This is a genomic window from Stenotrophomonas chelatiphaga (genome assembly GCF_032054965.1).
Taxonomy (GTDB): Bacteria; Pseudomonadota; Gammaproteobacteria; order Xanthomonadales; family Xanthomonadaceae; genus Stenotrophomonas; species Stenotrophomonas chelatiphaga.
Genome location: NZ_DAMBRS010000013.1, coordinates 75,614 through 97,000, shown reverse-complemented (window position 1 = coordinate 97,000; position 21,387 = coordinate 75,614). Strand labels below are relative to the sequence as shown.

Below are 21,387 nucleotides of genomic sequence, written 5' to 3'. Positions count from 1 at the left end.
CAACCGACGCAATCGATCCGGAACCAGTAGATAACTGCCCCCTACTTTCGCGTTTCCCTGAGCGATGCAGTTCAATAAAAAACGATTGAACACTGCCCAAGTGCGGAACCGCGCACAGTGTTGAACGAATTGATCGACTGACAGCGCTGCGCGAGCCGCAGCATCACCTCCTCAGCTTCGCGCAGATAAGCGCTCGGGGAGGTTGTCATGGGTACACCGGAACGTTGCTCGGTTCGGATGGCGCTTGCACTCGCGCTGTGTATAGCCGCTGGCCCGGCAGATGCCATCGAGCACTATCTGGAGTACAGGAAGCAGGTCGAGACAGCGCAGAAGCTGTCCACGCTCAAGGACGATCTCTTCGGCGAGAACGTAAGCCTCTACAATGGTAAAACCGAGTTCGCCAACGTCGATATCGACGTTCCGGGTAATAGCGCGCTGCCGGTGCAACTGAGAAGACGCTTCAGCATAGAGCTGGACCTGATAGGCAGCACCAGCTTCAACGCCAATATCGACGGCGTAGGCGGATGGGAGATTGACGTACCCAGCATCTCTGGAACTTTTCCCAATTCCGGCTGGCCCGATGACCGCTGTACGGGAACGATGGTGCCCGGTCACCCTCCCATCTTCCAGCTGACCGAGATATGGCAAGGCAATGTCGTCCATATCCCGGGCGACGGCGACCGGGCGCTGCTGGGTGCGCTTCCATCCACTCCTGTGCCGACAGATGGTGTCCAACGCAAATGGACGACGTCCCAACGCGACGCCATCGATTGCATCCCCATGAAAAGCGGCCTCACGGGGGAAGGCTTCAGGCTGAAGACGACCAAGGGAATCGTCTATCACTTTGATACCGCGACCAGTCGCCTGGCGGGCACCATGGAGAAGTCGACTGGCGTGGGCCACCGTGCACGCGTAAGTCGCGTACGACGCTACCTGCTGGCCAGCCGGGTAGAGGATCGCTTCGGAAACTGGGTTCAGTACGAATACAACAGCCGGGGCCGGCCCGTTCGGATATGGTCCAACGATGGCCGCGATATCGTGCTTGTGTACGACGGCGAGCACCTGGCATACGCATCGTCGTCAGGACGGACGTGGCGATACCGGTACGGCACCGTGGAAGAGTCCGTCAGGCTTACCGAAGTCGTCCTGCCCGACAACTCGAAATGGACCTATTCCTACTCCACAGCCCTGAGGGTGCAAGTAGGGCAGTGGGACGGACATTCAAGGCCGGATTGCAGGGAGCAGCCGCCCGAGGCGGCAGGGGAGCTCACGCTGCAGATTGGCCATCCCTCAGGTGCGACAGGCACGTTCTATCTGAAGAATCTGCGTCACGGGCGCAGCGGGCTGCACATAAGCGAATGCGCCCAGCGCATCATCTCCGACGATGCAGGAACCCGGATTTACCACGAACTGCGCACACCCTTTTTCTTCGACGTCGTTTCGTTGCTCAACAAGACGATTACCGGTCCCGGCATTCGAGCGCCATTGGTCTGGAGCTATCGGTACGGCGCGGGCCTGGAGAAACTGTGGGGCTCAATCGGACAACCCGCAGAATACCCTTGCACCACGTGCAAACAGCACAAGACCGCCATAGTCACCAATCCAGATGGAACATCGACCCACTACATCTACGGCGCCCAATATGCATTGAACGAAGGGCGGCTGCTGGGAACTCGCGTCGTGGCTGCCGATGGCACGACCCTGCAGTCCCGTAACTCGCTGTACATGACCAATGAAGAGGCGGCCGCGCAGGCCTTTGCACCTGTCTACGGACTCATCCTTCATGGCGATGACCCCAGCACGGCCCAGGTCAGGCCCATTGTCGCCGAAGGAATCGAGCAGGAATCGACGCTATACCAACGTAGCCTGTTGGAGTTTGACGCCTTGGCGCGGCCGACTCGCAGTAATCACAAGGGGCCAAGCGGTGACCGCAGTGATCGGGTTCTCTACCACGATGACCGGGTTGCGTGGGTGCTGGGTCAGACGGCGTCCGTCACCAATGAGGACACAGGCAGTCTCGTCGAACGGACAGTCTTTGATTCACTGAGTCGACCGATTGAGGAGTGGGCCCACGAGCGGTTGGTCCAGCGGATGGCGTACCACGCAGATGGAATGCCAGCCTCGGCCACCGATGCGAGGGGCAACGCGACCCATCTCTCTGCGTGGAAGCGAGGTACCCCTGGCCTGATCGGATTCGCAGACGGCGCCTCGCAATCGGCGGTGATCGATGACAACGGCTGGCTCAAGGAAGTCATCAATGAACTCGGTGCGATCACACGCTATGAGCATGACGCTCTGGGTCGAATCACGCGCATCGGGTGGTCAGGAGACGAGGATGTCGAATGGACGCCCAGCACACTTCGATTCGAGCAGATCCATGCCGAGGAGCACGGCATCGCAGCCGGACACTGGCGCAGCACGGTAGTCCAGGGAAACTCAGTGCATGCCACCTACTACGATGCCTTGTGGCGCCCGCTGCTGACCGAGGCTTACGACGCCGCTGCACAGACCGAAACGCAACGTTGGCAGCGCTTCGACTACGATGAGGCAGGTCGTCAGATATTTGCTTCCTATCTGGCAGCTTCACCCTCGGTCAGCACCGGGGTGTGGACGAGCCACGACCCCCTTGGCCGCGCCCGCTCCGTTTCAAATGACTCCGAACAGGGAGTGCTGACCACCACCACCGACTATCTGCCGGGGGGAAGAACGCGCGTGACCTCGCCGCGCGGCTTCAGCACAGTGACGACTTTCATGGCCTTCAGTGAGCCCACTTACGATGCTCCGCTGCGGATAGAGCAGCCGGAAGGTGTCGTCACCGAGATCGCACGGGATGTCTTTGGCCAACCGAGCAGCATTGTCCGCAGAAACCTCGACGGCAGCACCCAGTTACGAAGAAGCTACGTCCAGAATCGCGAACGTCAGGTCTGCAAAATCATCGAGCCCGAAACCGGCGCAACGCTGTTCGCCTACGATGCGGCAGGTAATGTCGCATGGGGCGCGCAGGGGCTCGATCTGCCTTCAACGGACTCCTGCAACGAGGACTCGGATCAGCTTCAGGGAAAGAGGATTTTCAGAACGTGGGACGCGAGAAACCGACTGAGCAGCGTGAGGTTCCCCGACGGATCGGGTGATCAGGACTGGGTATACACAGCCGACGGGCTGGTGGAACGCGTGGTTACACGCAGTGCCAATGACGAAGGGTTGGTCACCAACACGTTTGCTTACAACACGCGTGGCCTGCTTGTGCACGAAACCGCGACCGATGCCGCTGTCGGTTTGCAATCGCTTGGTTATCGCTACAACGCGTTGGGCGCGCTCGCGGGGATCACCTACCCCAGTGGAGCAGAAGTCGATTACGCACCGAATGCCCTTGGCCAGCCTACGCGAGCGGGCATGTACGTATCGGGCGTCCGCTATCACCCTGGCGGAGGCATGAAAGATTTTACATACGGTAACGGCATCGTGCATTCAATGGAAACCAATGCACGGCAGATGCCTTCGCGCGTGGTCGATTCCCACGGTGCGATTGATGTGCAATACGAATACGACGTCGACGGCAACCCGTCTGCCATCCTCGATATCCGCGACGCGACCAGAACACGTACCCTGACGTACGACGGCCGTGGCCGTCTCATCACTGCAGCATCCCCTTCATTTGGCGGGGCAGGTGTATTCAACTACGGGTATGACGCGCTGGACAATCTTCGCGCCGCCAGGTTGGACGGTGGCAGGCACTACGACTATGACTACGACGCGCGTAATCGCCTGACGAACATTCGAAATCAACGTGGCGAAACCATCATTGGTCTGAATTACGACGCGCGCGGGAATTTGAGAAGACGAAATGCCGTCGGTTACATGTTCGATACCGGAAACCGGCTGCGCGGGACAGAGCGGGCGGAGCAGTACCGCTACGATGCGCACGGCCGCCGGATACTGTCATGGCAGCCGGAGACCGGAGCTTGGGTCCGGTCACTCTATGGAAACGATGGTGTGCTGCGCCGCAGGGACGACTGGAGTACAGGTAGCAGTACCGAGTACGTAACGCTCAATGGGAGTCTGGTCGCAGAAGTGACACGGGTTGTGGTGCCATTGACGCCGCAGCTCTCGCTGCCGGACTACAGTGCCGACGGCAATTATGAAGCGACATGGACGGCGCCTGCAGGGGCCACGCGCTATCAGTTGCGGGAACAGATCGGCGGCGGTGCCTGGAATACCGTGCTGGACGGGGCGGATCGCCGTTGGGCGGTGGTCAGTCGGCCAACCGCCGTCTATGGCTACGAAGTGCGCGCCTGCAGTCCGGGGGGGCTGCAGTCCATGGAGTCCTACGGCCTCGGTTGTGGTGCAGTTGGCGCCAACAGATGCGACGAGCATCAGCCTGCGAAGCGAGGCGGCCAACGGAATCTATGTAGTCAGCTGGACGGGCGTAGCGGGCGCCACTACCTACACGCTGGAGGAGCGCAGCGGGGCTTTTGACCCTTGGCGTGTAGTCCTGTCGTCGGCCGACACGGCCAAGGCATATAGCGGAAAGCCGGCTGGCAGGTATGACTATCGGGTCCAGGGCTGCAATCGTTCGGGGTGCGGGCCTTGGTCCCACGTTGCGACGACCGTGGTTCTCTACCCTCCGGCTGGCGCACCCACGCTGGCAGCCATTCCAAAAAATCTGACCGGTACGTTTGCAGTCACTTGGAGTGAAGCCCGCGGCGCTGACAGCTACGCGCTGGAGGAGAGCGTAGCCGGCGGTCCATGGGCGCAGGTGGCTTCGGGGGCGATACATCGACAAACCTTCCACGACAAGCCGAGCGGCCGCTACGCCTATCGGGCGCGTGGGAACAATAAAGCGGGCTGGGGCCCCTACTCGGCGCCGATTGAAGTGTCGGTCGTCCGACCGCCCGCAGCGCCGACGATCAGTGCGCCAGGGCATAGCGGGGACGGAAGTTACGTCATCAGCTGGTCAGCCGTACCGTTCGCGGTTACTTACGAGGTGCTCGAACGTCGCGATGGCGGCCCTTGGTCGCGCGTGTATACCACCGTCTCTACCCAGGCGCCCCGCAGCGGGATGGGCTTCGGGACCTATGACTATCAGGTGCGCTCCTGCAATGAGGCCGGTTGTGGGGCGTTCTCCAATGTCCTGCAGGTCAGGTCGGTACCGCCGCCGCGCACGCCGACAATCCAGAAATCACTGCAGACGCGGTGGACGTGTGCCGGCAAGGTCAAGGTCGCCTGCCAGATCGAATGGAAAGCGGAATTGGGCGCATCACGCTATGAAGTGCGCTCCACTCCTGAGCGGGTCGTCTATTCCGGGCCGGATACCAGCGTCTCCAAGGCGCACTCCAGCATCTATTGCGCGCCGACACACATCATCAGGGCCTGCAATGAGACTGGCTGCTCCGCAGACAGTGCACCCTTTGCGCAGGGGCTGCTGGACTTGGGCGAGGCGGGGATTCCGCGGCGCATCCCGGCACCAGGCGTCGTCGATTCCGATCAACCGGGCTTGGAAGGCCGCGGTGCGGCCGCTTGGCCTTCGTGTCCTGCCGGATGAGCTTGGCGAGGCATGTGAGTTCCTGTTGCAGGTAAACGCGGGGGAGGTAGGGCGATGAAGATCTTCAAGTGGCTGGTGTCAGCAGCGCTGATGGCGGCATCTGCCGTCGGGGGGGCGCAGACCCACGAAACCGTGCGGTACATCCATACCGATGCGCTGGGTTCGCCGGTCGCGATCAGTGACTCAGCCGGCACGGTCGTCGAGCGGTTCGATTACGAGCCCTACGGCGCGGCGATCGGCCAAGGCAGGACCGAACAGCCTTCCTATACCGGTCACGTAGCAGACAGCGCGACCGGGCTGCTCTACATGCAGCAGCGTTACTACGATCCGGAGCTGGGTGTCTTCATCAGCACCGACCCGATCGGCGTTGACGGAGCCGCGGCGCGGCCTCGCATTGATTTCGTTTTGGAAGGGACACCTCCCACGCCGTTGGATTCAAAAGCGGGCAATGCGAGGCTATCGCCCGCACAGCGCTCGCTGCAAGCTGATATCACTGCTGGAAGAGCTGTCACACCTGTCGGAAAGAATGCTGCTAAGGCAGGGTATGAGCCTGGTGAAAAAGTAACCCCGAGATTCTTTACCATAGAGAGATGGAAATGAGCAGCAAGTTCAAACGTCGCGTACTTGATGCATGCGAGGCGGCGCTGGTGAGGCATGGATTCAGGCGGGTGCGGTTGCATACCATCGCTCTGGATATATCGCCAGATTTTCAGGGCTGGGTTGGCCTGAACACTGGCGTCTATGGCGATAGAGTGTGCGTCACGCCAGCTGTAGGCATACATTGCGTGCCGCTGATGCGGCTGATCTGCAGTCTAAAAAAGCGGCATTACAAAGTCTCGGAGATTACAACATTTGCGTTTTCGTTGAACACCATCAAGAAAGGTATCGATCCGTTCAATTTCTTGTCGGAAGCAGACCTGGAGCATGAATCGGAGCGTCTTGCATCGTTCGTCGAGCAGTACGTCCCATTGATGCGCGATTTCTCAAGCTACGAGGCCGTTGTTGCAGTCTCCAAGTGGCGAAGCGATATGCTTGGCGGGTACCCCGAGAAGGTCGCTACTGCCCTGTACCTGATGGGTCGATCAGAGGAGGCAAGGGCATGGCTGGCTATCCAGTTGGAACATTTTCGCCTGAAGGAGCGTTCAACCTTCGAGCCTTTTGAGGAATTTGCTTCGAGGCTGCTGCACCTTATCGAGACGGAGGAGGTCAGTGCTCCGGCAGCGGCAGCGTCTTCGAGTGCTCATCTTGATGCGCGGTGGGACCATCTTCGCGGTTCATACCTCTGAGAGGTTCGGATGGCTATGGAGCTGCAGGCACGGCGAATGGCGGGTGTGCCGTTGCGATGTAGCTTCTAATGGCCTTCGCACACCGGTAGGCGGCGCGTCTACAGGGGCTTCTGATATGTATGAGCTCACCGCCTCGCGGCTGACGGCCAGCGGCCGTCACTGCCGGCGCCTACCAGTCGCCGGCCAGCAGCGCGTCGGCCAGCACCTTCATCTTCGGCGAGGCCTGCCGCGACGGTGGATACACCAGCGACAAGGCGCGTTCGCGGCCTTCAAACGGCTGCAGCACGCGCTGCAGCCGGCCATCGGCCAGTGCATCGGCCACCGCGAAATCCATCACCTGCACGATGCCGATCCCGGCCAACGCCGCATCCACCAGCGGATCGCCACTGTCGAACACCATCGGCGCCGCGGCGGTGAACTCGCGCAGCTGCCCATCGTGCAGGCGGAACTGCCAGTCCACCAGCCGCCCGCTGCGCAGGTTGCGCACCGCCAGGCAGGTGTGGTCCTGCAGCGCATCCACCGACGCCGGAGCGCCGTGCCGGGCGATGTAGCCAGGCGAGGCGACGGTCACCCAGCGCAGCGGCCGCAGCGGCCGCGCGACCATCCGCACATCACTGATCGGGCCGGTGCGCAGCGCGGCATCGAAGCCTTCTTCGACCAGGTCGACCAGCCGATCATTGAGCACCAGCTCGAACTGCAGCTGCGGGTGCTCGGCCATCAGCTTTCCCGCCATCGGCACCAGCACCTTGCGCCCGAACATCGACGGCGCGGTGAGCTTGAGCACCCCCGATGGCGTGCACGGCCGATCGCCGAGCTTGCGCTCGGCATCTTCCAGGCCACACAGCAGGGGCGTGCAGTGCTCCACGAACTGGCGCCCGTCCGGGGTCAGGCTGACGTTGCGCGTGTTGCGATGGAGCAGGCGCACGCCCAGCGCGCTTTCCAGCCGCCCGATCGCCCGCGACAGGCCGGACTGGCTGATGCCCAGCTGTCCTGCAGCGGTGGTGAAGCTGCGTGCCTCGGCGACCTGTACCAGCATGCGCACGGCATTGAGATCCATCGCTGATCCTTGATTGATGCGCTGATGCATTACAGAAATCGAAGTATCCCGCTTTCAATGTCGGCCGTCATCAATGAGACTGCCCGCCTTCCCCGCACGACCTTCGGCATGAGCGCTCCCACTTCCCCGTTTCCCCCGCGCCTGGCGCTGACCCTGCTGGCGATGGCGCAGCTGATCATCGCCCTGGACGCCACCATCATCTTCGTGGCCCTGCATGAGATGGGCGTGCAGCTGCGGATCAACGCACAGCAGCTGCAATGGATCGTCAGTGCGTACACCGTGGCCTTCGGGGGCTGCCTGCTGCTGGGCGGGCGCGCCGCCGACCTGCTCGGCCGTCGCCGCATGTATCGGCTGGGCATGGCGCTGTTCGCGCTGGCCTCGCTGGTCGGTGGCCTGAGCAGCAGCGCGGGGACGTTGATCGCCGCGCGCGCTGCGCAGGGCATCGGCGCGGCGCTGCTGTTCCCGGCCACGCTGTCGCTGATCAATACCATCTACGCCGAAGGTGCGACGCGCAATCGTGCGCTGGCGATCTGGAGCATGGCCAGCGCCGGTGGACTGGCGTTGGGCACGCTGCTGGGCGGGGTGCTGACCCAGGCCTTCGGCTGGTCGTCGGTGCTGCTGGTGATCGTGCCTTTCGCCGCTGCCTGCGCGGTGCTGGGCGGTTGCTGGCTGCCGCGTGACGCGGCGCCGCAGCGTGGTCGATCGTTCGATCTGGCCGGCTGTCTGACCGTGACGCTGGGCGGCAGCCTGCTGGTGACCTCGCTGGTGCAGGGGCCGGAATGGGGCTGGTCGGCACCCGCCACGCTCGGCTGCCTGCTGGTGGCGGTGGTGCTGCTCGGGGTGTTCGTGCTGATTGAACAGCGCAGCCGTGATCCGTTGATGCAGTTCTCGCTGCTGCGGCTGCGCAGCCTGCGCGCGGCGATGCTGCTGACCCTGCTGTTCATGAGCAGCTTCGGGGTGCAGTACTACTTCCTGGCGCTGTACTTCCAGGATGGTTACGGCTGGAGTCCGCTGCAGGCCGGACTGGCTTTCCTGCTGCCCACGCTGGTATGCACCTATGGCATCACCGTGGCTGAAAAGATGCTGGCGCGGCGCTCGCCGCGGCAGGTGCTGGCGTGGGGCATGGGGGCCGGTGCGCTGGGTATCGCGGCGGTGGCGCTGGCGCTTCCGCATGGCGCCAGCTACTGGGCGCTGTTGCCGGGCGTGGTGGTGTTGAGCCTGGGGCAGGGCATGACCTGGACGGCGATGTGGATCGTGGCCGGGCAGGGTGTGCCGGCGGCGCAGCAGGGCGTGGCATCGGGCATGGCCGCCACCGCACAGCAGATTGGCGGGGCGCTGGGATTGGCGGTGCTGGTGATGCTGGCCAATGCCGGGCGCCATGCCGATGCATCCGGCAGCAGCGTCGAGGCGCTGCAGGGGCTGGTCAACGCGCAGTACGGCGCGGCGGCGTTTGCGCTGCTGGGCGTGGGGGTTGCGTTGTGGCTGCGCCCGCCGCGCTGACGGGCTGCTTTGGTGGGGCACTGCCATGGAGCATTGGTGGGTGACGACCGTTGGTCGTCACGCTTCACGGGCAGCAGAGCGTGACGACCAACGATCGTCACCCACCAACGGGCGTCACGACCCAGGGCATTACCGGTGCAGCAGCTCCGCCTGCAGGCGGCTGAAAATCCGCGCCAGCCGTTCCGCCCAGGCCTGCTGGCCGGCTTCGTCGGCGATCAGGTCCTGGCGGATCTCCAGTTCCACATGCACCAGGCCACGGCCTTCACCGTGCACGGGCACCGCGTAATCACTGGTCGGGGTCACCGAGTACGGCTGGTTGTCACCGACCACCAGGTCGCCCTCTGCGCCCAGCGCGCGCAGCAGCGGCTGCGCGAAACGCGTGTCCTGGTGATACAGCACGCCGGCATGCCAGGGGCGCTGCACGCCGTTCATCACCGGGGTGAAGCTGTGCATCATCACCAGCAGGGTCGGGCGCGCGGCATCGCGGCGTGCATCCAGTTCCGCGTTGATGCGTGCGTGGTACGGCGCATGGATGGCATCGATGCGTTGCTGCCGCTGCGCCGCCGTCAGCGCCATGTTGCCCGGCACCACCGTGCCATCGCTGGTTTCGGGGATCAGCGTGGGCGATGCCAACGGGCGGTTGCAGTCGATCAACAGCCGCGAATAGGTCTGTTCAATGGCCCAGGCATCCAGCCGCCGCGCGAGTGCGCGGGTGGTGCCGGCAATGCCGATGTCCCAGCCGATATGCCGGTCCAGCTCCGCCTGCGGCAGGCCCAGTGCCGCCAGCGAGCACGGTATCTGCTGCCCCGCATGGTCGGCCAGCAGCAGGAAGTCGGAGCTGCCCTGTGGCTGGTGGATCGTGTACACCGTAGGGTCATGCGCGTCCAGCAACGCGGGCAGTGCGTGCGCTCTGGTGTCAGCCACGCGGGGTGCCGTCCAGATGGTGGTCGATCATCCACAGCCCGGCCCACAGCTTGGCGTCCAGCTCGTAGCCTTCGGCGATCTTCTGCACCAGCCAGGCAGCGGCCTGCGCACGCGGTATCTCGTGCACGGTGATGTCTTCGCTGTCATCACCGCCACCGGCCCCAACCCGGGTCAGCCCGGTGGCGCGCACGAAGGCGATTTTCTCGCTGCTGGCACCGGAAGACGTCGGGCCGATCATCAAGACCTCGGCGTGTTCGGCGGTCCAGCCGGTTTCTTCTTCCAGTTCGCGCACGGCGGAAATTTCGATGGATTCACCGGCGTCGATGTCACCGACCAGCCCGGCCGGCATTTCGATGGTCCGTGCCTGCAGCGGCACGCGGAACTGTTCTACGAACAGCACGTTGTCCTGCGGGGTGACCGCGATGATGATCGCCGCCAGTCCACCGGCATGGGTGCGTTCGCTGTACTCCCAGCTGCCGCGCACCACCATGCGCTGGAACTTGCCTTCGAAGACGACGCGCGGGGGTTCGTTGTTGCGCTGGCTCATGCGAACTCGCTTGATGGAGGATAAGGGGGTGGTGCGGAGGCGTCGGCCAGGCCGGCGGCGGCGAACAGCCGGCGGCGGGTCAGCGGGCCGAAGCGCAGGGTGCTGCACAGGCCTTCCAGCAGTTCGCCGTCGGCCTGGCCGCGCGGCATGCCGGCGACGGTGCCATCCAGCGGCGCGTTCAACGCGATGGTGGTCAGCTCGCGCCACAGCAATGCGTGTTCGCGCTGTTCGCGCAGCCGCACCGCCATCTGGCTCGCGCCGCGCAGGCGCAGGAACGGTACTTCGTCCAGACGCTCGTACAGCGCGTCCAGGCTGCCGAAATGGGCCAGCAGCACGGCGGCGGACTTGCTGCCCACGCCGGTGATGCCGGGGATGTTGTCCACCGCGTCACCGCACAGCGCGAGGAAATCGGCGACCTGGTGCGCGTGCACGCCGAGCCGGCCCTTCACCCCGTGCATGTCCCAGCGCACGTTGCGGGCGAAATCCCACTGTTCGTCATGCTGCAGCAGCAGCTGCGACAGGTCCTTGTCGGCGGAAATGATGATGCCGCGGTGGCTGGCCCGGTGCGCATGCAGCGCGCTGCCGATCAGGTCATCGGCCTCATAGTCAGCGTGGCCCATCACCGCCAGCCCGAGCGCGGCGCACAGCGCCTTGCAGTGCACGAACTGGCGCCGCAGTTCCTCCGGTGCCGGATCGCGGTTGGCCTTGTAGGCCGGGTAAAGGCGGTTGCGGTAGCAGCTGTCCAGCGCCTCGTCGAACGCGATGGCGATGTGCTGCGGGCGCTGGCGCTCCAGCAGTTCCAGCAGGAAGCGGGCAAAGCCATGCACCGCGTTGGTCGGCCAGCCCTGCGCGTCCTGGAACTGGTCGGGCAGCGAATGCCACGCGCGGAAGATGTAGATGCTGGCATCCACCAGGTACAACGGCGGGCGGGCACCGGCCTCAGCGGCAAGCGCCTGCGCGATGCCTTCGGCGATCGGATCCAGCGAATCCAGCGGGTCCACCCTCGCGCTCACGCCACGCCCGTCCAGTCCTGCAGCAGGGCGGCGGCATCGGGGCGCTCGCGCTCCGGGACGGCGGTCTTCGGGGTGCCGATGTGGATGAAGCCGGCAATCTGCTCGCCGTCGGCCAGCCCCAGGTGGGCGTGCACGGCCGGGTCGAAGGCCATCCAGGCGGTCAGCCACTGCGCACCGAAACCAAAGGCCTGGGCGGCCTGCAGCAACGCGAAGCAGACACAGCCGGCGGTCATCAGCTGTTCCTGCTCGGGCACCTTGGCGTCCGGCTTGGGGCTGGCCACCACGGTGATCACCAGCGGGGCATGCGCGAAGCGCTGGCGATCCTTGTCCAGCTGCGCGGCGGAAATGTCCGGGTCGCGCTGCAGCGCGCGCTCGGCCAGGAAGGCGCCCAGCGTCTGACGGGCATCACCGCTGATCTTCAGGAAGCGGAACGGCACGCGCTTGCCGTGGTCGGGAACGCGCACCGCCGACTGCAGCATGCGCAGCAGGGTGGCGGCGTCCGGGCCGGCCTCGCCCAGCTGCCGCGAAGGCACGGAACGGCGGGCGTCGAGGGCAAGCAGGGCAGCGGGTTCAGACATGCGGGAAAGCCATCCGTTTGGAGCGGAACGTCAGTATAGCGAGCGCCATCTGGCGCCCCGCTGAGTCCCTGACCCGCACGTCGTCGCGAACCGCCAAAGTGCGAACTCTCTTCACGTCATAGATGAACGGTTCATCACCTTGGCGGCGGTATAGTTCGAGGCCGGACGGGCCGCCGGCCCGTTTACCTCCCCCCAGTGACAACTGTGATGTCCATCTTGCCCCCGCCGTGCGCCGAGCGCGTTGCAGTGCTCGCGCTGCAGGCCCCGCAGCGCTTACGATACGTACCTTGCCGGTCGTCTGGTCATGAGGTACGGAAGTGAGGACTGTTTCACTGTCCGCGGTGGCTTGGACGGCCTACCATCGATCTGCTGGCGCTGGGGAGGCGCGGGCAGTCATGTCATCGTTGTCGTATCGAGATTCTGCGAAGGTGGGGAGCCTTCTCGCATGGTGACGCCCAGTCCGATGGGAGCGCCGGGACGCGACGTGTCCCAGCTCATGCTGGTCCGTGAGGCGGCATTGCCGGCCATCACGCTTGCGTTCACGACCGTGCTTGCGCGGTTTGACGACGTGCTGTTCGATCGCGCCGCTACTGCTGGCGCATCCCAGTTGTTGTTCCTGGACGGCATGCGTGAACTGCGTCGTCGGCGCCAGGAGATCAGCGACGGTTTCTCCGCCCACCTGCAGCGCAGCTGGGACGCGTTTGAAAGCGGCGCGCCGTTGTCGGCCGAAGCGACGCTGTCCGGGCACCGCGACGATGGCCTGAGCCTGGTCGGCGAACACGAGCTGGAATCGCGGCTGGCGGTGCGTCAGTTCGCGATGCTGCTGCTGCGCGATTTCAAATCCGTGCTCGGTCGGCTCGACCTGCGCCTGGGCTGGATCGGCGGTGGCCTGGAGCTGGACGCCGACACCAACCCGATCAGCCCTGAACAACTGGGCGTAGCCATCCACGAAGCCTTCGCCGGCTGCGAACTGGCCCCCGAAGTGCGGCTGGTGCTGATCAAGCTGTGCGAGCGCGACCTGCACGCCCCGATCGGCAAGATCTACGAAAAAATCGACGACCACCTGGCCAAGGCCGGGGTGCTGCCGAATGTCTCCGCGCCGCGCCGTGCGGCCCCGCAACGGGCGCCCAGCCCGCCGCCGCAGGGCATGCTCGACGATCTGGTGGAACAGCGTCATCGACCCGGCGCCGACGGTGCTGATGGCAGCCAGGGCGCACCGGCGTGGGCGCAGCGCTTCACGGACCGCTGGGCCCAGCAGCGCGGCAACCTGCAGGGCCACGCCGGCGATGTCGACGGTGGCCAGGGCGGTCCCGGCGGTGAGCAGGGCATGCTGCTGGATGCGCTGCACGAACTGCTGCGGCAGACCCGCCATGTGCGCGAGGACGCCACGTCCGCCGCGCAGGTCGCGGTGGGCCAGCAGCGACCGCTGAGCCAGCGCGAAATGATGTCGGTGCTGTCGCTGCTGCAGGCCACGCCGAGTGCCACGCTGCGTGCGGCGATCGGCGAAGACGGGGAATCGCTGGCGCAGCGCCTGAAAAGCGAAGTGCTGTCCAACGCCACCCAGCTGGGTGTGGATCCCAGCCAGGCCCGGCTGGACCCGCAGGACGAAGATGCCATCGACCTGGTCGGCATGCTGTTCGACGTGATGCTGGACGAGCGCGAACTGGAAGGGCGTTCGCGCGAGTTGATCGGCCGGCTGGTGGTGCCGTTCGTCAAGGTCGCCATGCTGGACCGCCGCATGTTCGTGCAGAAGACCCATCCGGCGCGCAAGCTGCTCAATTCGCTGGCCGAAGCGTGCGAAGGCAACACCGGCGAAAGCCAGGCCGAGCGCGTGCTGATGGGCAAGGTCGAAGAGATCATCGAACGGCTGGTGGCCGAGTTCAATGAGAACCTCGCCATCTTCCTGACCCTGGAAGAAGAGTTCCGCGATTTCCTGGCCCAGCACCGGCGCCGGATCGAGATCGCCGAGCGCCGCGCCGCGGAAACCCAGCGCGGCCAGGAAAAACTGGAGATGGCCCGTGCCCGCGCCAGTGCGGAACTGGATCGCCGCATCGCCGACGCCACGCTGCCGCAGGCGATCGCCGAGTTCCTGCGCCAGCCGTGGCAGCACCACCTGACCCTGGCGCTGCTGCGCGAAGGCGAAGAGGGTGCATCGGTGGCCGAAGCCCTGACCCTGGCCGACGGCCTGCTGGATGAAGTGGCTGAAGCGCGCCGCAAGATCGTCGGCAAGCCGTGGCTGCAGGCCTGGCAGCCGGCATTGGGGCGCGTGTTCGCCAGCGTCGGTGTGCACGGTGATGGCGCCGCACGCGCCGTGGATGCGTTGCACGACACCCTGCAGAGCATCGCCGAGTCGCGCCCGGAACTGGAGCGCGCGCTGCCCGAGCTGCCGCAGGTGGTGCTGCCCGCGCCGCCCGCATCGGATACCGCATCGGTGGACGTCACCGCATCGGTGGAAGACGACAATTTCGACAATGCCGACGCGGATCGATTCCGTCGCATGGAAGTCGGCATCTGGCTGGACTTCATCGACAAGGACGGCAAGGTGCAGGCCGGCAAGCTGTCGTGGATCAGCCCGATCTCGCAACGGCTGCTGTTCGTCAATCGCCGCGGCGTTCGCTTCTGCGTCGCATCGCCGGAAGAACTGGCGGTGATGGTGCGCCTGGGCCGCCTGCGCCCGCACGTGGACGACGGCGCCTTCGACAGCGCCATGCAAGGCGTGATCGACCGCCTGGATCCGCGCGGAAACACCACCGTCCACTGATTGATTGGGTAGCGCCGAGCCATCCTCGGCGGGCGCAGGGGCGGCAGCCGGTACCCGGTTGTCTCAAACCTGCAATGCGCTAACCGAGACGCTGGGCACAAACGTTCACGTCCTTTCTGCGTTCTGATGGCGCACGGGCTGCCGCGTTGGTTGCGGCTGCCACAACGTTCTCAACGGATGGAGACAAGGATGTTGACGTTTTCAATGGCAGTGCCGCGCATGTGCGCGGTAACTGTGCTTATGCTCATTCTGGCGCCTGGTCTGGCCCGCGCGCAGGAAGTCACCAAGGGCTGGCACACCTACGCCACCACCGGTGGGCAGCCTTTGCCGACCGAACGTGACGCCCAGCGCGTGATTGAAGCCTCCTTCGAAATGTATCAACAGTTTGGTGCCTTCTCGTGGGAGGTACGCGACCAGACCATTCTTGACGAAAAAAACAATCTACGCCTATCGGGTGAAGCCGCAGGCCATGAACCGGTCGCCTTGGAAGTACACGTCGGGATCGCGGAATTTTGATAGTGAAGAGCAGCTCCTGAGCTACCTGGTGTCTTTGGGTGATCCCCAGTGCCCCGCAGCCACCATCTCCGCACCCGACTGGAAGCGCATTTCAGCAGGCCCCGGCGGCGACGAGGTCAACAATACCGCCGAAGAATCCGAGTTTCAGCGGGTGTCGTACCATCAGGAAAGCGACGGCACCTGTAGCGCGATGGCGGGGAGGGCGTATGCGCAACGCCATCGCACGGTCGCCTGCCCGAACAGCATCGTGCTGAAGTGGAACTCCGGGCTCGCTGCGTGCGGCATGTCACCTGATTTTGAAGGGGCTGGTGCTATAGGTCTCGCCTATTGGAGCAGCCCGGTCACGAACGAGTGTCAGGTCGGCAACCCCTGCGATCGCACGACAGGTGACAAGTTCGAGACCGAGGAAGATCTCGCCCTCAGCTGGCTGACCTTCAATCGTTACTACCACTCTCAAAGCAGTACGGCCGGTGGTGCCTTCGGTCCGGGTTGGACACACTCGCACAATATCCGGCTCGCCATGGGGTTCGATACGACCACGATGCCTGCCGGGACAGAACTGAAGGTCGGCCTGGTCGAGGCGGACGGCAGCCACGTCGCATTCGTCAAACAGGGCACGGAGTACGAGGCAAACGATGGCAGCGGTGACCGCGTGTCGCAGCAGGACACCGACTGGACGCTGCGGCGCCGTGACGAAGTCATGGTGTTCAATGCAGCAGGGCGGCTGCAATGGCGTGAATTCGAAGACGGAACCTGGTTGCAGTATGTCCATGACGCACGCGGGCGCCTGTTGTCCATCACGCATTCGACGGGCCGCCAACTGACGCTGCAGTATCAGCTGCCCTCCGACGACGCGGTCATCTCCTCGCTTTCAATCGGCGACTCCGTCGTGGCTTCGTACCTGTACGCCAGCGACGGTAAATTGCTTTCGGCAACCTACCCCGACAGTGGTACGCGGACGTACCACTATGAGGACAGCCGCTTACCCCAGCACCTGACCGGCATCACTGCCGAAGATGCGCAGCGATTCAGTTGGTTCGGCTACGACGAAAAAGGCCGGGTCACCTGCAGCCGGCATTCGGGCGACTGCACGCAGAGCGACGTCGGTGTGGACGGCGTCAAACTGGCCTATACCGCGACGGGCACCGTTGTGACCGATGCACTCGGGCGGCAGTCGAACTTTGGTCTTACGGCCTCAGGCACCAGCGGCCTGCCGCGCAAGGTCAATGGCATTACCGATTCCCAAGGCAGCCTCAGCCGAATTTACCTTCCGGAATCCACGGATTTCCGCAGACGCGTGCAGAGCGTCACGGACCGTCGCGGCACGACGACCAGCCACCTGTATGCAGACATCAATGATCCCGCTGCGGGTGCCGTGCAGAGCCACACGGTGACCGAAGCAGTGGGCCTGCCCGAGCAGCGCGTATCGACCACCCACGTGGCGGTCGGCAGCAATCGCGTCGTACTGCAGCGCGAAGCCGAACGCGAAACCCGCATCACGCGCAATGCGAGGATGCAGCCGGTCTCGATCACCGTGCAGGACCTTGTCAGCGGGCATACACGCGTGACCATGTTTGCCTACTGCGAAACGGTGGGCGCTGATTGTCCGGAGGTTGGTCTGCTGCGCAGCGTGGACGGCCCGCGCAGCGGCGTGGCCGACACCGTCACCTACGCGTACTACACCGCAGACGACGCCGGCTGCAGCAGCGCTGGTGCGTGCATGTTCCGCAAAGGCGATCTACGCAGTACCACCAACGGTCTCGGACACAGGGTCGATGTGCTGGCCTATGACATGGCCGCACGCGTGCTTTCCACGCGGGACGCCAACAATGTAATTACCGATTATCGCTACCATGCGCGAGGCTGGCCGACGCAGGTCATCGTCCGTGGCGCTACCACGGCGTCCGACCGGATCACTTCGATTGCGTACTGGCCGACCGGCCAGGTCAAGCAGGTGATCCAGCCGGACGGCAGTGCGATCACCTACGAGTACGACGCCGCGCAGCGCCTCACCGACATCGCCGACACTGCCGGAAATTCCCTGCACTACGTGCTGGATGACGCGGGAAACCGTCTGCAGGAGAAGGTGCTCGATGATGCGGGCACGCTTCGCCGCACGTTGGCGCGGGTGTATGACGTACTGGGTCAGCTGGCTACCCTCAAGGATGCCGGAAACCACGCTACAAGCTATGGCTATGACGCCAACAGCAATCCAACGCTCGTAACAGATGCCTTGCTCCGCCCCAGCAAACAGGCATTCGATAAGCTGAATCGCCTGACGCGTTCGCTGCAGGACAGTGCCGGCATCGCGGCCGAAACGCGGATGCAGTACGACGCATTGGACAACGTAACGCGTGTCACCGATCCCAAGGGCCTGCACACCAACTACCAGTACAACGGGTTCGGTGACCTGCTGCTACTTGCCAGCCCGGACACGGGTAGCACGACGATGACCGTCGATGCAGCGGGCAACATGGCCACGCGTACGGACGCCCGCAGCGTCACCGCCACCTATGGCTATGACGCGCTGAACCGTGTGACGTCCATCGCCTACCCCGATCCCACCCAGGACGTGACGGTGCAGTACGACATTGCGCCGGCGGCATGCGCAACGACAGAGCGCTTCCCCATCGGCCGGGTGGGGCGTGTCGTCCATCCAGGCGGCACCACGCAGTACTGCCATGACCGCTTCGGTCAGGTGACCCGCAAGATCCAGACGATCAACAACGTCGCGACGACCTTGCGGTACACCTACACCAAGGCGGGGCGGCTTGCCTCTGTGATCTACCCCGGTGGCGCGGTGGCCGACTACGTGCGCGACGCGCAGGGTCGCATCACCCAGATAGGGCTGAAGCGAGGAACCCTGGCGCGACAGGTTCTGGTCAAGCAGGTAGCCCATGCGCCGTTCGGCCCGATCACCGGCTGGACCTATGGAAACGAACGTCGCCTGGACCGTCCGCATGATCAGGACTACAGGGTGGCCAGCGTCAGCGATGCGTCGGCCGGTGGGCTCAAGCTGGGATTCGGGTATGACGCGGTGGGAGCGCTTACCCAGCTGCATGCTGGTGCATCCGGAAGCGTGCTCGCGAACTACGGCTACGACGGAATGGGACGCCTGCTGCAGGCATCGGATGCTGCGGGGATGCCGACGCATACCTACGGCTGGGACGCGACCGGCAACCGGTTGCAGGCCGGCAGCGATGCCGGAACGCTGGCCTATCACTACCCGGCCACCAGCCATCGTCTGACCAGTGTGGGCGGGCAGGCGCGGAGCTATGACGCCGCGGGCAACACAACGCAGATGAATGGTCTGACTTACGCCTACAGCAGCGCTGGACGACACCGCGGGTGATCATTGATGCGGCGCGTAATGTGCCTGTGTGGGAGTGGGTGCTGACGGGTGAGGCGTTCGGCGCGGATGCTGCGAATGAGGATCCGGATGGGGATGGGATTGCGTTCGGGTTTGCACTGCGGTTTCCGGGGCAGCAGGCAACACCGGAAAGTGGGCTGAACTACAACTACCAGCGGGATTATGATGCTGGGGTGGGGCGGTATGTGCAGAGTGATCCGATTGGGTTGATAGGTGGGCCCAGTACGTACAGCTATGTGGAAGGAAATCCATTGAGATCCGTTGATGCACTCGGGCTACAGGTCGTGGGGAGTCCAAACGAGATGAGGCTATGGAGCCAGGGTCACAACATTCGCTCCCCTGACTTTGTCAAGGTGAGTGTGTCATTCTATGTTTTTGGCGCGTCGCGCTCGTTTTCTCGGAGCGGGAACACATTTGTGACTGGCGGACTAAGTCGACCTTATCCTTCTCCCAATGGGCGCTTGCAGGCTTCGCTGAGCCTTGGGTGGCTCAATCAATGCGAAGTTCCGACAGGCGCAAAGGTCGATGATCATCTCGGGGGGTTCGGCATCTCAGGTGCGGGTGGGTATCGCGGCGTGGGAGGCGGACTCAATTATTCTCCAAACGCCGGTACCTCGACTGAGTTGGGCATCGGGTTAGGTGGTGGGTTATCGCCTGGCGAGATCTCTCGTAGTGACGGAAGCTGGGGAGGTTCATGGTGAAATATAAACTCGTCTTTACGGCATTGGTCTGCATTTTTATTCTCATGAGTTGGCTATCTGTCACGCGAAGTCTCGTTAGAGGTGATTGGTCTGGTCGACCAAACGACACCGAACTGCAAGCCGCTAACGATGATTTGAGGTTTCCGCAGAATAGTGATGTACGAGCAAAGAGGACGTTGTCCCGCGGAACATTCATCGGCGTGACAACTGAGGCCGAGACGGCGTTGACGGTAGAGGTGGCCTCCAGACATTTTCTTGTCTTGGCAAGGCGCAATCACTGGGCGTTGCGATCTGACCGATTCGTCGCCACGGGGCGCAGGATGACCTTTTGCAAGGGAAGGTTTGCGTACGATATCGAGCTGTCAGAACGGGGGCGCGAAACACTTATATACGCGGGGACCTACTGGGAAACTGATGTAAATAGTCTTCGTTACTGTAAGGCGAAAACCGCGGCATAAGCCTGGATGCGTGGCTTCCAATGTGAACATCAGCTCAAAGGTGGCGGCTATAGGAACAAATATCCCGGCGGGAGGGAGCGATGACAGGGCCTGGCTTCGTTGTACTGGAAATTTATAGTTTGACTTTCTTCTCGCCTCGCGATGAAGAAAACCTGTTCTCCTGGCTTGGATCCGTTCCTGCCGTTGAAGAGATTAAAGGGGTGGGCGATTCGATATACTTGAGCGTGGCAACGACCCTTGGGGATAGTGACCTGTCTGAGCTAATTTCAGTTTTTACTCGTTACGGCATCGACATGGCGCAGCTCTCGGTTTTCGGTGATGGAAGGTTCCCGTGGCTGAGGAGAAAGGGGATGTTTTGGCACGAGCCAATATTCGGGTAACCATATTTCTCCAATGATTATGCGAACATGCCGGTGGCTCGGGCCAGAAAGGACTCCTCCCCAGTCCAGCTGGGAACGCCCTATCGTGGCTGAATATCTGGGGCAACTGAGGTGGATCGAAAAAATGTAGTTGATGCAACGGATTGCGATTGCGACTGTGTAGCTTCGCAATGAAGCCTCGTGGGTGGTCCTCTGTTTTGTTTGCAGTTTGTCTACTCGGTCCCGCCTGCGCGAGTAATGCTTCGCGCGGCTCGTCGGCGTCTTCTCTAGATATCCTGGTTGAAAAACTGCTTGACTCACCTCGAGCCCAGCAGGATACATTTGAATCGCTGGTTGAATTGGGGTCTGAGTCAATTCCTGCACTGGTTGGGCGTCTCGACGATGACCGGGAACTGTTGGGTCAACAGCTATCAGTAAGTAGCTCTAGATTTCCGAGTTACGAGAATGTTGCGCATTACGGTCCCCAGACAGTTCATGATGCATTGAGCCTTGTTCTGAATGGAATTTCTCATCAAAGTTTTATATTCGTCTATAACGGATCGAATCGATTGGAGAGATCTGAGAACTCTCGCGCCTGGCGTGTTTGGTGCAGGGAAAAGTTCCCGGTACCAGCTGATGAGTGTGGCTATTAGAACCGATGTTTATCCTGGCTATGAAAGGGGGGGCAAGGAAGGTCTGTGCTAAATAGAGATGGTAACCGTTCGTTTCTATTCCGCTCCGGACGAGTTGTGCTTGGTTGAACAGTATTGGATCA

Annotated in this window: 15 protein-coding genes; 10 read left to right on the top strand and 5 right to left on the bottom strand. The window is 63.1% G+C overall.

From position 1 onward, the window contains the following. Window positions 1–207 precede the first annotated feature (207 nt). The 4 genes from RTX79_RS15020 to RTX79_RS15005 all read left to right on the top strand — a co-directional run bounded on the left by RTX79_RS15020 (window position 208) and on the right by RTX79_RS15005 (window position 6,828). On the top strand, window positions 208–4,476 hold the full coding sequence (locus RTX79_RS15020; protein WP_312684573.1) for an RHS repeat domain-containing protein: 4,269 nt from the start codon (window positions 208–210) through the stop codon (window positions 4,474–4,476). A gap of 544 nt (window positions 4,477–5,020) precedes the next feature. Further along, window positions 5,021–5,542, top strand: a complete 522-nt coding sequence (locus tag RTX79_RS15015) for a hypothetical protein (RefSeq protein ID WP_312684572.1) — start codon at window positions 5,021–5,023, stop codon at window positions 5,540–5,542. A 54-nt stretch (window positions 5,543–5,596) separates the two neighbouring features. Next, window positions 5,597–6,142, top strand: coding sequence for an RHS repeat domain-containing protein (locus RTX79_RS15010; RefSeq protein WP_312684571.1), 546 nt, complete (start codon window positions 5,597–5,599; stop codon window positions 6,140–6,142). Then, window positions 6,139–6,828 (top strand): hypothetical protein, encoded by a 690-nt coding sequence (locus RTX79_RS15005; protein ID WP_312684570.1) that lies wholly within the window; start codon window positions 6,139–6,141, stop codon window positions 6,826–6,828. Before RTX79_RS15010 ends, RTX79_RS15005 begins: the two co-directional genes overlap by 4 nt. A 169-nt stretch (window positions 6,829–6,997) precedes the next feature. Here the strand turns inward: RTX79_RS15005 and RTX79_RS15000 are convergent, their stop codons facing one another. Next, on the bottom strand, window positions 6,998–7,885 hold the full coding sequence (locus RTX79_RS15000) for a LysR family transcriptional regulator (protein ID WP_312684569.1): 888 nt from the start codon (window positions 7,883–7,885) through the stop codon (window positions 6,998–7,000). A 108-nt stretch (window positions 7,886–7,993) separates the two neighbouring features. Here RTX79_RS15000 and RTX79_RS14995 point away from each other — a divergent pair, with 108 nt between their 5' ends. Continuing rightward, window positions 7,994–9,385, top strand: coding sequence for an MFS transporter (locus tag RTX79_RS14995; protein WP_312684568.1), 1,392 nt, complete (start codon window positions 7,994–7,996; stop codon window positions 9,383–9,385). A 129-nt stretch (window positions 9,386–9,514) separates the two neighbouring features. Here the strand turns inward: RTX79_RS14995 and RTX79_RS14990 are convergent, their stop codons facing one another. The 4 genes from RTX79_RS14990 to RTX79_RS14975 are packed head-to-tail and all read right to left on the bottom strand — an operon-like array spanning window position 9,515 to window position 12,447. Next, the gene (locus tag RTX79_RS14990) at window positions 9,515–10,309 is read right to left on the bottom strand and encodes an N-formylglutamate amidohydrolase (protein ID WP_312684567.1); all 795 of its coding nucleotides are present in this window, start codon (window positions 10,307–10,309) and stop codon (window positions 9,515–9,517) included. Continuing rightward, window positions 10,302–10,856: an NUDIX hydrolase gene (locus RTX79_RS14985; RefSeq protein ID WP_309687948.1), complete on the bottom strand. Its 555-nt coding sequence runs from the start codon at window positions 10,854–10,856 to the stop codon at window positions 10,302–10,304. Before RTX79_RS14985 ends, RTX79_RS14990 begins: the two co-directional genes overlap by 8 nt. Then, entirely contained in the window at window positions 10,853–11,818 is a 966-nt protein-coding gene (locus RTX79_RS14980) for a 5'-3' exonuclease (RefSeq protein ID WP_312684608.1), read from the bottom strand. Before RTX79_RS14980 ends, RTX79_RS14985 begins: the two co-directional genes overlap by 4 nt. Before the next feature lie 47 nt (window positions 11,819–11,865). Further along, window positions 11,866–12,447 (bottom strand): nitroreductase family protein, encoded by a 582-nt coding sequence (locus RTX79_RS14975; protein WP_312684565.1) that lies wholly within the window; start codon window positions 12,445–12,447, stop codon window positions 11,866–11,868. Window positions 12,448–12,892: 445 nt separating this feature from the next. On the opposite strand from RTX79_RS14975, the gene RTX79_RS14970 reads away from it, so the two are divergent. The 5 genes from RTX79_RS14970 to RTX79_RS14955 all read left to right on the top strand — a co-directional run bounded on the left by RTX79_RS14970 (window position 12,893) and on the right by RTX79_RS14955 (window position 20,633). After that, window positions 12,893–15,208, top strand: a complete 2,316-nt coding sequence (locus RTX79_RS14970) for a DUF1631 domain-containing protein (RefSeq protein WP_428696016.1) — start codon at window positions 12,893–12,895, stop codon at window positions 15,206–15,208. A 189-nt stretch (window positions 15,209–15,397) separates the two neighbouring features. Then, entirely contained in the window at window positions 15,398–15,724 is a 327-nt protein-coding gene (locus tag RTX79_RS14965) for a hypothetical protein (protein WP_312684564.1), read from the top strand. Then, window positions 15,678–19,076 carry a DUF6531 domain-containing protein gene (locus RTX79_RS14960; protein WP_312684563.1) on the top strand — a complete coding sequence of 1,133 codons (3,399 nt, stop codon included), beginning with the start codon at window positions 15,678–15,680 and terminating at the stop codon, window positions 19,074–19,076. The genes RTX79_RS14965 and RTX79_RS14960 overlap by 47 nt, the downstream gene beginning before the upstream one ends. Then, a complete protein-coding gene (locus RTX79_RS18310) occupies window positions 19,073–19,795 on the top strand; it encodes an RHS repeat-associated core domain-containing protein (RefSeq protein ID WP_428696015.1) in 723 nt (240 codons plus the stop codon). The genes RTX79_RS14960 and RTX79_RS18310 overlap by 4 nt, the downstream gene beginning before the upstream one ends. Before the next feature lie 538 nt (window positions 19,796–20,333). Further along, window positions 20,334–20,633 (top strand): hypothetical protein, encoded by a 300-nt coding sequence (locus RTX79_RS14955; protein WP_312684562.1) that lies wholly within the window; start codon window positions 20,334–20,336, stop codon window positions 20,631–20,633. Window positions 20,634–21,387 lie beyond the last annotated feature (754 nt).